Origin of the sequence: Geobacillus sp. LEMMY01 (genome assembly GCF_002042905.1) — a bacterium.
GTDB lineage: Bacteria > Bacillota > Bacilli > Bacillales > Anoxybacillaceae > Geobacillus > Geobacillus proteiniphilus.
Genome location: NZ_MVKA01000001.1, coordinates 275,868 through 290,617, shown reverse-complemented (window position 1 = coordinate 290,617; position 14,750 = coordinate 275,868). Strand labels below are relative to the sequence as shown.

Below are 14,750 nucleotides of genomic sequence, written 5' to 3'. Positions count from 1 at the left end.
TTCCGTGTACAGGGGAGCCACCCAATCGTGAATGACGGAAAAGTCAACCGCTTCGTTGATTTGGCGCAGGATATGATGTGGGGGAATCAGGTCCTCCATGTCGATGACTTGAAACAGCCGAGGCTGAGTCGAAGGGTTTTTGGGGGCTTTCATGATCCATTCACGCTCCATTCCAACGATTTTTCTTCCTTTTTCGACATAAGCCCCCTAAATCCCTGCCTTAGAGTGTACTTTTTCACCGGCCTTCTAAAAAGGCATAAAAAATACGCCTTCATCGGCGTTTATTTATGTCGCAGCATCGTCCTACTGCGTTATTAAATCTTCTCTACCTTTAGAAATTAAATAAGCGTCAATCCCTTCTTTGAGATCTGGACGCTTAGAAATAACATAATCATAAGTGTATGCTCCGTCAATGATTCGTTGAGCTAAATATGCTGCCATTATTGCATACCTCCCAAAAGAAGATCGTCTAATGCTTGTTGCATTAACGCTTGTCTTTCTTTTAATTGTTGTAATTCCTCATCCTGTGTTAGCGATCTGTCAATGTATTCATAAAATAATTCTTTAGTCACTAAATTAGCATATAAAACTGGCTCTTTTCCGAATCGAGTTTCAGGAATTGGTGGCTGTTCATAATTTTCAAATTCAATAAACTGGTGACCCGGTGGTAAAGGTGTATCCTTATGATAAGCCGCTAACACTAACGCTTTTTCTTGTGCATCTCCTTCTCGTGTGAGAATATACATCGTTCATACCTCCTAAATACTGTTTTAAGATAAAATTTTATAGCCTTGACCATGGAACCTAAACTCCCAAGTTGATGATTGGTTATATACAACCAACGGAACTAAATTCCAATTACTATTACCTTGTTGTCTGTGATAATAAGTTCCAGAGCCTTTGTGAACATGGTATGTGCCACCTGTATTTAACACTATATAATCTTGTAATGAAAATTGATATGTTCCATATCGAAAATAATGGACATATTGATTGGCATAAGTAGTGGACGAAAGATATGCTGTAATATTAAATAATCGTGAAGTTGAAAAGTCTACTGAATATCCCGGTAAATCTCCACTTCCGTTAAGTGTATTGTTGAAAACAAAACAAGTTTGACTGCCCGGATTAAAAAGAGAATTTGAGGTGTAACCTACATTTATTCCAACTCCATAATTCCACGAACCACCGCTTTTATAGAAACGATATACTTGAACACCTGTCGCAATATATAGAACGGTACTATCTGAAGTGAACACTATTGCCCTATTGTTATTGGGAAAATAGTTAGCACCGAAACCGTATTTTGTACCCAAAGTCGTACCACTCAAGTCGGCTATTATTACATTTGGCGAATATTGATATGTGTATGGTTGAGTCCATCCATATACAATAGCCCCACCATTATCCGAAACGTATATAAAACCAACGTGATTATATGACCTATCAACTAAACCATTAACAACACTACCGTTTGACGCATTCAAAGCAATAATTCTACCGTAATCTGTGTTTCCTGTTTCCGCTCCACCGACGAATACATAACTACCACTTTTTACAACGGCAATACATTGTATATTGCTAAAATAACTGCTTAAATTTACTTGCCATAAAATCGTACCGCTAGTGTTCATTTTAATAACAGTTGTATTATTAACCCAAAAATAAATATTTTGGCTATCGTCAATAGTCCAACCTTTAACATCTCCATTATATAAGACCTTTTTGTAAACAGGTCCTTCTACAGCGTTTGTTGCTAATACATCTCCTACGTTGTATTTACCCGTTACAACATTCGCAATTTTATTGGCTAGGGATTGTAATGTTTCAGTTCCATTCGCGGACGTACCTTTATTTGTTAAATTGGTCGCCATTGTGTTCTTAGCATTTTGAATATGATTTGCTAATGTTGCAAACGTATCGCCACTTGTCGCAGGACTTCCAATGACGGAGGCGATACTTGTTTTGCCGTCATTGGCAAATGTAAAAAGTTCATTTAGAACACCTTCAACATCGGTTGCCGTAAAGCGATTGTTTACATCTTCTACTGCGATATTCTTTGCTTTATGCGCTCCTGTCGCATTTTCAGCCGAATGCGCAACAACTGCATCATTCACTTGTTTCACCGCATTTGCCGTCGCCGCTTGTGTTGTGCTTGTGCTTGTCAACGTATCGTTGAGTTGAACGATACCGGCTTGTGTGGTGCTTGCACTCGGTAGTTGAGACGTTGGTACTTTTGCGCTCCCGTCAAGTGAAGCGACACCGTTTACCGCGCCTTTTTGGCTGGCCGGGATCGCGTCAGTAATACCATAGCCTGCTAGGGTAGTAGGTTTACTTGTGATTTCCGTAAATGCATGTGTATGCCCCGTTGGGCTTGCACCGACATCGGAAGCAGTTAGCGTGACAGCACCAGTTTTGTTGTTGACACTCGTAACCGCGTTACGCTGAGCACCCGACTCGATACCATCCAACTTGACTTTATCAGCCGCAGACATTCTCCCTGCTTGAGATGCTGTAGCCAGCTTGGTCACTTCCACGTCCAAAATATCAAAGTTTTGATTCAGGTCATCGATGTTAACAACGTCTGTGCCTTCTGGTTTCTTCAATCCCAAGTTCCCTGTATACTGCACCTTTCTCACGCTCCTTCATCGTATACTTTGAGTTCATTCCACGTTTTTGTGCTTACTTGAGCCCATGTAAGAGATTTAACTGTATCCCACACCGTGTATGTGTATTTGAAGCTGTACGCCAAATGCGCAGGCTTAATTTGTTCTAGCATTTCGATGAACCATGCCATGTTTGGCGGAATGCCTTTTACGCCGATGAATTTCACCTCAAATCGATACTCGGATGGATACTCGATGACATCTACTTCGCCGCCACTGAATGCAGCCGCGGCGTTCTGAATCATCTGCTTTGTCGTGGTTCCGGCGCCACGAAGTTTCGCCTTGATTCGTTCCCTTCGCCACTCCGTCGGTTTGGTCGGATCCACTGCCAACCCAAGTTCTGATTCCCAAAGAGACAGGCCCCATGTAGCTGTTGTGGCAGAAAATTGGTTGGGAAGATTATCGATCTCTGACCAGAGCTTTCCAAGCTCTTCTCCTTCTGCGTTCATTATCTCTTCAAACTCCCGAATACCTCGATAGTAATTAGGAAGATATTGAAACAAATCAACCGATGTGGCTGGTGATGAATGTTCTTGCTGATCTGTGCCAAAGAGAGTCGCGCCGTATAACGTTTGACCGTACATCCATCACACCCCTTTCAGTTGATTCCAAGTGATCGGGCCTTTGGGCATAAAATCCGTTGCGTGCTTTCCGTCCAGCAAATCCGCGTCAAGTCCGCTTCCAGCACCGTCATTGTTTTCTCCCCATATCTTCCGCCACGCACCGAACATATCCGTAACATCCCTTGCTGAACGGACGTATAAATAGGCCTCCCCTCCATCATTTCCCGGCCACGATTGCAAAAGTTGGACGCATGATGCTTCGCTTGTCCCTTTATAAGAGAAGATCGTTCCATAAGGGACAGGATAGCCGTTGTTGTAGACGATACCGGCAACGAACCCATTAGGCCAAGCTGATGGTGGTGAGGACGACGGGATCGAGATTTTTGCTATCAAAGATGGAACGGTTAATGGACCCGTCATCGAATCCCCAGTTTTATTTACAGCACCAATGTCAGAAGGAGATAACGGATCGGAACCTCCCTGCGCATGCGTTGACTTATGACTGCTGGGAGTAAATGTACTCGGCTTCCCTGTCACTCCTGTCCACGGCACGCTATCCGCCGTTTCTGCCGCGTCTACCTTCCCGTCGTAATCTGTATCATAGATGCTTTTCAACATGTCACCGACAGACTGAGCTGCCACAAGAAGCTGATTTCCGTTCGGTGTACCGATATACAACTTGTTTGTGTCTGTACAAAAACCTAGTTCACCGACATCCAGTACAGGAAGTTGGGCTTCTGTTCCTCTCCTTATCTTAATCAATACTTGTCTTGGCATTATTCACCACTCCTAGAACGTTCCACCGTCGATGACAGCCACCATAAGCCGGTTTCCGTTCACTGAATCATAGACAATACTGCTCCCATCGATATTCACAGCTACTCCATTTGCATCCACCGTAATACCCCTATACACCTTCACTTCCACCGTGTCCGCCAAGACATTGATTCCGTTTCCCGCGCCGACATGCAGAGTGACCGTATCGGCCTGACCACCACCCGTCAAACCGTTTCCGGCTGTGATCGTCTGCAACGCTCCGCCCGTGCGCACCCAAGCCGTCCCGTTCCAGCTATAAATCTTTTGCTCATCATCGACATAGCATGTCCAGCCTGTTTGTGGGGTGTATAAATCCCACGCGGAGCCATTCCATTCTGCAATTTTGTTGGTTTGACCCGACCATGCACCGGTTGCGCCGGACGGGATAATGTATCGGTCACCGACTGTCGGTGTAGTTGGCGGTGTTGTAGTGGTGCGGTTTTTCACGCTCGCTTGCGGCTCAATATTGCGCTTCGCAAGTTCAATCTCATTCCTAATTTTTTGTGCGCTCCACAAATCTGTCGGACCGGTTCCCGAATCGTTGATTTGGCGATGGAGGGCCGCATTGTCGATATGGTCTCGAATTTGGGAAGCCGTGGCCGTCTTTGTGCCATCCGAAACCTTATTGACACTACCGTTTGTCACGTCAGTCTTTTTCACTTTTGCATAGTTCGTCCCATCGGCAATGTCGTCAACAGTTCCGTTCAAGTCGGTGAGGTTTTTCACGCTGATTCGTTGCCATACGGTTCCTAAGTCTAAATAAAGATAGCCATCATCCGTCGCATAATAAAATCGCCCAGCTGCTGAAGCATTCGGGCGATTCGCCAGAGTCCCAGACATGGCACGGCCGACAAATGTGTTTTGCGTCCCGTCTCCGATATACACTTCTTTTGTATCTGTGCAAAACCCCATTTCTCCTTGTTGCAATGGACCATATGCATCCAGTTGTGCCTTTGTCCCTCTTTTAATACGTATGGTTTGTGGCATATTCTTTTACCCCCTTACAAATGTTCCTCCATCAATTACCCCATCGGCTTTGTATCGCTCCAATTCCGTTTGTGTGGCTGTGATCGCATCCTGCAAAACATTCAGGTCATCAGCTTCGACCGTATCGCCGGGCGTCTCGTATGAAACATACAGTTTCGGAACATCCGCAAAAATTTTAATCGACATGCGCCATGGGCGTTCCAACGGAACCGACAGAACGAATTGGTCGATGCGATTCCCTGTCATTTTTGATCCCGTATACACACGGATTGTATCTTTCACCACGTTGTCATGCTTCAATTCGCCTTCGTAGACGCCATTGATCGGGATGACTTCTTCCTCAATAACATACCGGTTGCCGTCCAGCTTTTTATTTAACTTCGTTGAAAACCGATCAATCTGTTGAGGATACGCCAATTCCTACACCCCCAGCGCAACCGTTCCGAGAATTGGCACCTCATCATCTTGCAACGCAACATTCGCCGTGCTTCCGTTCACAGTCAATTCACTGTAATCAATCACACCGGGCGTGCTTAGCAAAAGTGTCCCGATTTTCGCGTAGCTCACATAAGTCATAGAGAAAGCAATCTCTTTCAAATATTCATCGAGCGACGCTGCAAATGCATCTTGTACATTTTGCAGTGTATATCCCGATGCCAAAATGACGTTTGCCGAAACGCTGATCGGTTTGCCCGTCGCCGAAGTAACCGTTACAGCCGCGCCAATGGGCCGCACTTGTTCGATATACTCCTGCACTTGAGCAACCAATTCAGTGGTCGCTGGCTGCATGTCTGTGTTGACGATAGTAATTTTGACAGTGCCAGGGCCGTTCCAAAGAGGAGTCACTCTTGCCGAACCCACTCCAGCCACTTCTGTCGCCCATCGCTTATAATCCGCCGCATTTCCACTCGTTCCGGGCTCCCGTACCTTCTGCAAAAAACGTTTTCGAAGGGAGTCATCACTTTCTTCATCCTCACCCGGAACGAGGACATCTGCTAGTATCGCTGTTCCTAGTCCGTCAATCGGTTCGATCGGAAGCAGACTCCCAAACTCTTGATTGCCCGCGCTTCCTAATGTTTCTGCTTGCATACGGAACTGACCGTTGGCAATTTTTCCGATAGCTACATAGACCATGTCATTAAGTCGGAACCGGCTTCCGATCGGAACGTCAAATGGCACGCCCTCCTCATCCGTGAACACTCCTTTTCGAATGGCCGGCGTCGCTTGTTTTCTATACACACCAAAGTCCGCTGCACGTCGATCCAAATATTCACCCGTCGAGGTTTCTCCGAACGCAAGACGCAAAACAACGTCCAGTTCTGCATACATCTGCGCCAATTCCATCGCAGCCGGTGCTAACGCATCATAGATGACAGAACCTTCTTGTTTATCAACATCGTCAGGAACTCGATCAAGCATCCTCTGCAAAATTGCCTCAAACGTTTGGTCCTCAAACAATACCGCTCACCTCTTTGGACGCCTCTATCTTTCCATAGACAGTTTGGCAAACAAACGTGGCGATAGCTGAATCCGCCTGGAACTGAATGCTGATGTCTTCGACTGCTAGGATGCGCGCGTCTTGAAGCACCGCTTCTTCGATTCTCCGAGGCAATTCTGCTTGGACAAACAATCTTTCTTTGCCACTTAGATTTTCAAAGCCGTAATCATCGCTATAAATTAAATGCTTGAATCGTTCGGTGCTCAACATTTTGAAAATCGATTGCTTGATAGCTTCCAACCCGTCAATCATTCCGATGCACCGGCCTCTCTCAAAGTCGAGACGATACGTTTTGGCAGGAAAGACGGAAGTATCGACGATATCTGTATCATCCATCAAAATATCTTCAGAAGGTAATACTGCCATCACTTCACCACCTTATCTAAAACCACAAATTGCTGGCCTCCTTGAACGCGAAGCAGGATTACTTTATCGCCGCCTTTTAGATTTGCTTGTTCCGCCTGCTCCGTAACAACCAAAAATTCTTCCGTCAGTTTCAATCGCTGATGTATTTGAATCGCAAGAGGGCTTTCGGATACAACCGTGCCAAACAACACATTAACTGGATTAGTCGCTTCCACAGCTTTCACAGCAACTGTTTTAATTAAATCTATCAAGCTCATCTCAAATCACCTTCAAATCTAATTGCATCGTGTGCACGCCACCTTCCCAGTTGTGCGTGCATTCGTCAACGAGAAAATATTGCTTGATGCCGATCTTTTCGATGTACACAAACACAAAACAACCAGCGCGCACTTTCCAATGGCCGAGGCAGGTGAGTTTCAATGATTTCGTTTCACGGTTACGCAACGTAATTAACTTGTCCAACAAGTCTTTAATTTGCGCGGCCGTCATCCTTTCATCGACTTTGCGAAATTCTTGCAATCGTCCCCATTTAGCAATGTTCGCGCTGTCTTGGGCAATATAGACCTCGCGTTTTCCTGTTTTTTTGTTGTCTTGCACGATCTTGATACGATTGTACGTTTCCTCGTCGATTGACTTTTTATAGTCGAAATCAAAAAGCAGACTCTCTTCCCCAATGTAGAAGTCGTCTGCTCGAATGGCCATGTTATTGATATTTCGCAGTTCCAGTTTCCCAAAATGATCGAACAGTACATAGTTCCTGTTCGTTGCAATCAACGTTGAATCTAAAAACTTTGCCACCACATCGAGCGCTTTTTTGTTGTCTTCGACCATCGCTGGCACTTTGTATCCCGTTTCTTCAAACGTTCCAATTTTCAATCCTGCATCGGTTGCAATTTTCCTAATGCCGGCCGTGGCCGTTGTTGAAGAAAAGACAAAGGTGTCGTTGTACATCAAATATCGAAGCTGATCATACGCCTTAACACTAAAATCACTATCCGCATTGAATCCTGTTTCAAACACATAGCCGTAGAAAATCTTGTATGATCCGTCGGTGACACGAATCATGGCTCCACTATTGATGGAAAACTTACGCGGATCCTCTATCACCAACTTTGCTTCCAAGGTGCCGGCTTTCCCGATCCGGCTGGTTGTCCATTTTAAGCTGGCCACGGGCATGTCCCATATGGTTCCGTCTCGATTATCGATGAACACTTCCATTTCATTTCACCCAGTCTGGCGGGATCTTTAGCACTAAGCCGATAGGCAATCGGCGCAATTGACTGTCCTTGATACCGTTCAATTTCTGCAATTCACGATATCTATGACCACTGCCCGTGTAATACTGCGCCACCTTCCACAAGCTATCCCCTCTTTTAAGCGTATAGGTTGTTGGTTTCGGCTTCGTATTTTGCCGAGTGGGGGTATTCTTCTTCACGATTTGTTTCGTTCCGTTTTTTGCCTTGGCGATTTTCATTTTTTTTGGGCCGAATGGTACATATTTTTTTAACTCAAGAGAAAAGTTGACGTCCTCGCTACCAAAAGACTCGTCGTATTCAAAACGCTCAATGGTCACCAATTCATTAATCGTAAACGGCCCATTGACATAAATATATCGAACGGGCTGTTTGTGATTCAGCCACTTTTCCAACAAACGAATATAATCCTTCGGCTTTTTAAAGACCGTCGCTGAATAGTGCGTCGGTTGTGCTGGGAAGTAGGACTCCAGAGTAAAACTTTTCAGCTTTGCTGGCTTCGGGACATTCACTTTCCCTAACGAGGCAATCGTAAATTCTTCTCCGTCCCCTTCTTCCTTCACATTCACCTTTTCGGGGTTAACCGGGAGACGGAAGAATTCCCGGTCATTCACGACAAAATATATGGCTCTTTCCGTCATGAGTACGCCCCTTCCGCCGACCGTGCGATTTCATTTGACATGAGCTGTTCAATACGTCGGATCAACTTGTTAATGTCGACTTCGCTGCGAATATCGCCGGTTTGAACTTGGACAGTCGGTGTCAGTGTGATGAAGTTCTGAATCGACTTGATTGTCGCCAACTCTTTGAACACTTCTAAATCTTCCTCAGCAATATTCACCTCATCATCAATCTTCCCAACCTTTCCGACCTTATCCAGTTTGCCGCCGGTCGGGTTTTTGCCTTTATCATTTCCAATGGGATTCTTCATGCCAGGGCTGTTGGCGATTTGATTACCAAGCGCTTGGGACGGAAAGGATTTGAACGGATTGCCTGTTTTCCCATTCGGAATTAGGCTTTTCGCTTTATCCCACACTCCTGCCAGCTTATCTGATACGTTTTTGCTGAAGTTGATACCGGCTTTATTCCCCGCGTCAAACGCTTTGGGAAGGCTGAGCAAATTCATCCGTGGAATACTAACCACATTTTTGCTGCTTGTCGGCGCTTGAAGATTTGCTGCCCAGCTTTTCAATCCACCGGAGATGTTGCTTACCGATCCGGCACTCAGTTTGCCGATCGTTCCGATGTTCACGCCTGGTATCATGTTCAGAGCTTTAATCAGACCGTTAATGGCTCCAATCGCAATATTTGCGCCAGCTACAAAAGCACGAGCCAACGCATTGGCCGCACGATCAAAAGACCCGGCGAGCGCCGCCATGTTGTCGATCACCATTTTGGCTAAATCGTAGAACAACTTTTTAACGGCGTATGTCGGATCGATAAACACGTTGGCCAGGAACTCAGCAAACGTTGCAAACAGATTCCATAGGTTGGCCACACTGTTCCAAATATAAGCCCCCAACGCCGCAAACAACCCTGTAATAAATCCAATCACCGCAGCTGTTTGTTCTCCCCATCTTACCGTGGCATAAGCAACGAATCCGATTAAAGCAATGATCGTCAGTAATACCCACGTGGCTGGGGAGCTAAGCATAGCTGCATCGTATACCCATTTTGCGGCTGCTGCCATGAGGGTAGCTGTTCGCACTATCAACCATTTCGCTGCAAGGCCGAGTAAAATGAGACCAATTCCGGTCAAGAGTGACCCGATGACTACTAAAATCGGTGCAATCCACGCCCAATTTTCTTCAAAAAACCGTCCAACGGCACCAACCATTCGATAGAAAAACTCCAGCGCATCAAAAGCAAGATCCATGCCTTTAATAAACACGTTGACAAAAAACATCGCATGTTCCGCCATCGTAGCGAACGCATCAGAGTTCACGAACTGGTTAAACCGAATCAGCAACGGTTCAAATGCGCGGAACGCCCAGTTTTTGAACATGGTCATCGCATCGGAGAAGGTTAAAGGCATGTTTTTAAATTTTTTCTCGATCTCATCCGCAGCCTTAAACAGGGCATTTTTGATAATATCCGCCGTAATCGTTCCTTCGGCTGACATTTCCTTGAGTTGTCCCTTTGTTTTTCCAGTGAAATCCGCAATTGCTTGGGCGAGCAACGGCGCATTTTCCATGATGGAACGGAATTCATCACCTTGCAGTTTTCCAGCCGCCATCGCTTGCGTGAGCTGATACATACCGGCTTGCCGTTCAAAAGTGGACGCACCCGACACCGTAAACGCTTTGCCCATCAATTCAGAGAATCGGATGATTTCATCATTATTTTTGAACGCATCCTCTGCCAGTAGCCCAAGTTTTGAAACGGAGTTGGCCATATCGATATAGCCGCTTCGACTTTTCTGCGCCGCTCGATAAATCTTCTCTTGAAGTTGCGCTTGTGTTTGCAATCCGTCATTGATATTCGCTAAACGGGCTGATGTAGAAACATACGTATCCGACGCTTCTACAAATGTTTTCGCTCCTTGTTTGATCGCCTCCAATGCCATATAAGCTGCCGCCGAACCAGCAAAAGCACTAAAGAATCCTCTGACGGCGCTAGTTGCTTGATGAATAGGGGGAGGCAAGCTGGAAAATTTGGACTGAAGCGGGGTTAAAGCATCGGCCGATTGTTTAGACGCCAAAACTAGACGTTCTAAATCGGCCGATGCGTTTGTAATCGCTTTTCGCGCTTTCGCTAATCCTTTCGTATCTAATTGAGTCGCGCTCGCATCCATCTTTTCCATGACGCGAATGGTTGCATCCATCGCACGAATCATTTTCATCAGAGGTCCTGTCAATTTGTCGTTTAACGCTAACGTTGTTTGCACTCCAGCCATTCGCTCACCCCCTCACCTTTTGTTTTATTCGATCGTGCTCTTCCTTCTCTTTCTTCAACTCGATTTGAATGCTCGCAATGACAAACGCTTTTTCTTTTCGATCCATTTCTAAAAACTCCCGCGGTCGCCAATGAAAACGGTGGAGAGCGACATGCGCATAGAACGCCTCTCCACCTTCCTCAATTAGTTTTTTGCTTCTTCGACCTCTTCGTCCATCGTTTTATCTAATCCTGAAATTTCCGTTACCTTCTCAAGAATTTGGTTTGCTTCTCCTAAAAGAAACATTTCAGCAAATAGCTTGTCCGCACCTAGCACACCATAGGATTCTTGTAGCTCGCGGTCATTTAAATCTGGGTACACAATCGACGCCACGCAAATTTCACGATTGTATCTCACCACATCAAAAACGCGCTCCATTTTGCCGCCTTTACCTGGGCGAAATTTGAAACAACGCTCGTTGATGGCATCAGCTTCACCCGCAGTCAACGGGCGCAAAACAAGTGGTTCGTCAAAACGATCGAGTTTCAGCTCTACATTTTCGTATGGTTTGGCATTCCCCTTTAAAAACGCCTTAAACTTGCTCATATAGGCCCTCCTTAATTAATGGTTTTGAATTGGTCTAGCAAATCGAAGTCATCAAATGTGAATGACACTTCGTCTTTCAACACATCATCTGAATCTCCGTCCAACTTGGCAATGAGTGTGCTGTCTGGCACAATATTTTTAATGATCGCGGTTTGCTTGCCGGCTGCGCTCGTAATATCTGCATTTACCAACATCGCATCGAACATTGGCGCTTTTCCTGTCCGCAAATATTCCAATGCCATGGCACGAATTTCTGGGCGGTGGTAGTAATACGTCATATTTCCTTTTCCGTTTGCTCCAACGATTTTGCTGCCGTTCATACGTGCACCGACACGTTTGACGTCAGCCTTGATATACTCAATGGTCGCGTCAAACTTTACAATCTCTGCAAACTCATATGACTTCCCGTCAATCGTAATATATAGCGTCCCTTCTTTCGAAGAAATGGCGTCTTTCGATTCCATTACACGCGGCATATCGATCACCTCCGTTGATTACTTGCATGCAATCGTCATGTAGAGCTTTTCCATTGCATCCACGAATTTGAGCCCCATCTTCACCAACACGGCATCCTTTTCATCACCTTGTTCAACCACGATTTCATCCGGATTATATGGCTCCAAAGCGCCAACCCGCACAAGAGGATCCAACACTGTCTTCATCATCTCTTTTTTGAACAAGTTTCGACCGTCCTCATTGTTGTTTACTTTTCCAACGAAATACTTGGAGTAGATATACTGCGTATTATCCGAGACGATATCCATTTCGCGAATGATTTTATTTTTGCGAAAATCTTGATTTTTGGTCGGTGTGAAGGAACGGAACGTATTGATGTCTTGTTCCACCACTACCGAGTCCCGATTGAATGTATAGACGATATGGCCATCTTTCAACGCTTGCTCGATTTCCTCATGAGTTTTGCGCTCGCAGTCGATTGCTCCCGGATACTCGGCATAGGTCAATGAATTCGTTCCCGCACTTGCATACGCTGCCGCGTACCAATACAACGCATCTTTTGCCGATAGCTGCTCGTTTCCCTCAAGCGTGACACCATTGAGAACAGACACCACACCTTCATGGTCAGCAGCATTGTAGCTGTTCGTAACGAGCGTCACGTTTTTTCCGTAATTCTCGCGCCATTCTTTTACTTTGAGCGCCAGCAGCGCTTTCACTGTTGGATCGTCCGTACCAACCGCGACCACCTTGAAATCTTGGGTATCAAGACCTGCCGCAAATTCCGCATAGGCATCATTGGTTGCAATCCCTGTGGTTCCGCCAGACAGTGTCAATGTGATATCGGATGTGGGCAACTGACCGCTAAACGTCACAAACGGATTTGGTTGTAAGTCGGCGATGGTAGCTACCGTTTGTGTGTCAACGATATCCCCGTCAAAATATGTTTTCACCGTCGCCGTGCCGTCTAAATTCGCCGTCACTACTACCGATAGTTTGTTGCCATCAGAGCCGGCGTGCTTGGCGGTCGCTGTCAATCCTCCACCCGTTGCCGCGGCTTTATTCCCCCCACTATTCAAGTTAAAAATCAGTACTTGACTGGTTGCCTTGAACGCTTCACGGAGTGGAACGATTTCGTTCAAATTCTTCCCTAACACTTCTTTAAATTTGGTGTTCGGCGTGACCTTTACGAACTTTCTCGCTTCGCCCCAATCTAATTTGATGGGAATGGCCACAACCGTATTGGAGTCCGGCGTCGTTGTGTTCAGGCTGTTCGTTTCAAAATTGATATACGCGCCAGGACGAATTTTGTTTTGCGTCTTCCATGTACCTCCTGCCATTATTGAACCTCCTTCGCTTTCCATTCACTCAAGAGCGTGTCTACTTCTTCTTTCGTGTACGTTCTCGACTCATCAAGCAGCACTTCAAGCAGCAATCGATCTTTCGCATATTCGGTCGCGCCCAAAAATGCTGATTTCCCATATCGCACTTCTGCCGTGCTTTTTTCAGTTTGCCGCGCCAATTTCCACCCCTCCTAGCGTCTGCATCTTTGTTTCGTCCGCCTTCTCTTGAAGCCAAACGCTCACATCGAACGTGATCACCAGCACGTTATCGGTTTTCGTCCCTTCGACACGATTGACATGGTAGCGATTCGCGATGTATTGAAATTCGTTTTGAAACGTTTCAAACACGTCATCGCATTCTGTATCTACTTCTGTAGATTGAGGAAAGTACACTACATTGAACGAATACGACCGTTGCACTTGACCTTTGACTTTTCTTTCTTGGCCAGATCGAATGATACGCACAAGAAAAGCAGGAGTTTGAAGCCCCTGCTTGACTTTTTCATCGTATACTTTGATGTCGCCAAACACCTGTTTAATTTGCTGAATAATGAGTGTTTTAATCTCCAAAGATCCGCCTCATCTCCTTTTCGATCTCCCGTTGCCACATGTTCGGGGCGATTCGGCGCATGTCATCCATCGTTAGCTTCAACATAAACCGTCCTTCTACCCACCCGACGGTCTGTCCAGCCACCACGATACGATGTCCGTTTTCCACAAACGATGCATATTCTGCCTGGTTGTAAATGTGAATATATATCGTATCACCCTTGCTCATCACATAATACTTCCAGTTGTTTCGCAAGTTTCCGGTATCAACGGGCGTTAGTTTTTTCACCTTTCGAATGGCTAGCTGTGCGATGCGTCCGGCCACTCTCATTTGCACTTGATGAGCGATTTTATTCAGCTCCACCAACTGCTGTTTTAGCACTCGAACTTCACTAAACTCATAGCCCATTATGCATACCCCTTTCTGATGAGCAACACCTCCTGGTGGGTAACATACACAAACGGTTCTTTGGCCGACTCATATCGAACGCCATCGATGATAAATATATCGCCGGCGCGTACGTCAACGTCGCCGGATAACAAGACTTTGACATCATACTGAATGATGTTGGCTTCGCCTTGCGATGCGTTATTGAGCGTCTGCATGCCAACAGTTGAAAGGCGACAAGGCACGTTTTCGTGCTTTGTCGCCCACTGCATTCCGTCGGCGCCATTTGGCTTCTGATATGGTTCGTACCGCTGAATGGTAGCTGTTCGGTCATACAGCCGTTCGACCGCGGATTTGGCTTTGAGAAAGATGTCACGGGACCGCATG

20 protein-coding genes and 1 pseudogene are annotated in these 14,750 nt (G+C 45.9%); all 21 read right to left on the bottom strand.

Annotation, left to right across the window (positions count from 1 at the left end):
- Window positions 1-171 (bottom strand): annotated as a pseudogene (locus tag B1A75_RS19185) (IS5/IS1182 family transposase); the annotation flags it as partial.
- 132 nt (window positions 172-303) lie between these two features.
- Window positions 304-441: a hypothetical protein gene (locus B1A75_RS19735; protein WP_176202377.1), complete on the bottom strand. Its 138-nt coding sequence runs from the start codon at window positions 439-441 to the stop codon at window positions 304-306.
- The gene (locus B1A75_RS01570) at window positions 441-746 is read right to left on the bottom strand and encodes a hypothetical protein (RefSeq protein WP_079935618.1); all 306 of its coding nucleotides are present in this window, start codon (window positions 744-746) and stop codon (window positions 441-443) included. The genes B1A75_RS19735 and B1A75_RS01570 overlap by 1 nt, the downstream gene beginning before the upstream one ends.
- A gap of 24 nt (window positions 747-770) precedes the next feature.
- On the bottom strand, window positions 771-2,606 hold the full coding sequence (locus B1A75_RS20165) for a tail fiber protein (RefSeq protein WP_254866585.1): 1,836 nt from the start codon (window positions 2,604-2,606) through the stop codon (window positions 771-773).
- 29 nt (window positions 2,607-2,635) lie between these two features.
- Window positions 2,636-3,250 (bottom strand): YmfQ family protein, encoded by a 615-nt coding sequence (locus tag B1A75_RS01560; RefSeq protein WP_079935617.1) that lies wholly within the window; start codon window positions 3,248-3,250, stop codon window positions 2,636-2,638.
- A gap of 3 nt (window positions 3,251-3,253) precedes the next feature.
- A complete protein-coding gene (locus tag B1A75_RS19730) occupies window positions 3,254-4,006 on the bottom strand; it encodes a hyaluronate lyase N-terminal domain-containing protein (RefSeq protein WP_164834630.1) in 753 nt (250 codons plus the stop codon).
- 12 nt (window positions 4,007-4,018) lie between these two features.
- On the bottom strand, window positions 4,019-5,032 hold the full coding sequence (locus B1A75_RS01550) for a DUF2793 domain-containing protein (protein WP_079935616.1): 1,014 nt from the start codon (window positions 5,030-5,032) through the stop codon (window positions 4,019-4,021).
- Window positions 5,033-5,038: 6 nt separating this feature from the next.
- Complete coding sequence (locus B1A75_RS01545) at window positions 5,039-5,449, bottom strand: phosphoglucomutase (RefSeq protein ID WP_079935615.1); 411 nt, start codon at window positions 5,447-5,449, stop codon at window positions 5,039-5,041.
- A gap of 3 nt (window positions 5,450-5,452) precedes the next feature.
- Window positions 5,453-6,490 (bottom strand): baseplate J/gp47 family protein, encoded by a 1,038-nt coding sequence (locus tag B1A75_RS01540; protein WP_079935614.1) that lies wholly within the window; start codon window positions 6,488-6,490, stop codon window positions 5,453-5,455.
- The gene (locus B1A75_RS01535; RefSeq protein WP_079935613.1) at window positions 6,483-6,896 is read right to left on the bottom strand and encodes a DUF2634 domain-containing protein; all 414 of its coding nucleotides are present in this window, start codon (window positions 6,894-6,896) and stop codon (window positions 6,483-6,485) included. Before B1A75_RS01535 ends, B1A75_RS01540 begins: the two co-directional genes overlap by 8 nt.
- Entirely contained in the window at window positions 6,896-7,153 is a 258-nt protein-coding gene (locus tag B1A75_RS01530) for a DUF2577 domain-containing protein (RefSeq protein ID WP_014194743.1), read from the bottom strand. The genes B1A75_RS01535 and B1A75_RS01530 overlap by 1 nt, the downstream gene beginning before the upstream one ends.
- 1 nt (window position 7,154) lies before the next feature.
- On the bottom strand, window positions 7,155-8,114 hold the full coding sequence (locus tag B1A75_RS01525) for an XkdQ/YqbQ family protein (RefSeq protein ID WP_079935612.1): 960 nt from the start codon (window positions 8,112-8,114) through the stop codon (window positions 7,155-7,157).
- A gap of 1 nt (window position 8,115) precedes the next feature.
- Window positions 8,116-8,790, bottom strand: coding sequence for a LysM peptidoglycan-binding domain-containing protein (locus B1A75_RS01520; protein WP_033016786.1), 675 nt, complete (start codon window positions 8,788-8,790; stop codon window positions 8,116-8,118).
- Entirely contained in the window at window positions 8,787-11,045 is a 2,259-nt protein-coding gene (locus B1A75_RS01515; protein WP_079935611.1) for a tape measure protein, read from the bottom strand. Before B1A75_RS01515 ends, B1A75_RS01520 begins: the two co-directional genes overlap by 4 nt.
- A 183-nt stretch (window positions 11,046-11,228) precedes the next feature.
- The gene (locus tag B1A75_RS01505) at window positions 11,229-11,630 is read right to left on the bottom strand and encodes a phage tail assembly chaperone (RefSeq protein WP_014194739.1); all 402 of its coding nucleotides are present in this window, start codon (window positions 11,628-11,630) and stop codon (window positions 11,229-11,231) included.
- Between the two features lie 11 nt (window positions 11,631-11,641).
- Window positions 11,642-12,106 carry a phage tail tube protein gene (locus B1A75_RS01500; protein WP_014194738.1) on the bottom strand — a complete coding sequence of 155 codons (465 nt, stop codon included), beginning with the start codon at window positions 12,104-12,106 and terminating at the stop codon, window positions 11,642-11,644.
- 18 nt (window positions 12,107-12,124) lie between these two features.
- Entirely contained in the window at window positions 12,125-13,423 is a 1,299-nt protein-coding gene (locus B1A75_RS01495) for a phage tail sheath C-terminal domain-containing protein (protein WP_014194737.1), read from the bottom strand.
- Window positions 13,423-13,605, bottom strand: coding sequence for a hypothetical protein (locus tag B1A75_RS01490; RefSeq protein WP_014194736.1), 183 nt, complete (start codon window positions 13,603-13,605; stop codon window positions 13,423-13,425). The genes B1A75_RS01495 and B1A75_RS01490 overlap by 1 nt, the downstream gene beginning before the upstream one ends.
- The gene (locus B1A75_RS01485; RefSeq protein ID WP_079935610.1) at window positions 13,589-13,996 is read right to left on the bottom strand and encodes a phage tail terminator family protein; all 408 of its coding nucleotides are present in this window, start codon (window positions 13,994-13,996) and stop codon (window positions 13,589-13,591) included. The genes B1A75_RS01490 and B1A75_RS01485 overlap by 17 nt, the downstream gene beginning before the upstream one ends.
- On the bottom strand, window positions 13,986-14,384 hold the full coding sequence (locus tag B1A75_RS01480; RefSeq protein WP_044741945.1) for an HK97 gp10 family phage protein: 399 nt from the start codon (window positions 14,382-14,384) through the stop codon (window positions 13,986-13,988). The genes B1A75_RS01485 and B1A75_RS01480 overlap by 11 nt, the downstream gene beginning before the upstream one ends.
- A complete protein-coding gene (locus B1A75_RS01475; RefSeq protein WP_079935609.1) occupies window positions 14,384-14,749 on the bottom strand; it encodes a hypothetical protein in 366 nt (121 codons plus the stop codon). Before B1A75_RS01475 ends, B1A75_RS01480 begins: the two co-directional genes overlap by 1 nt.
- Between the last annotated feature and the right edge of the window lies 1 nt (window position 14,750).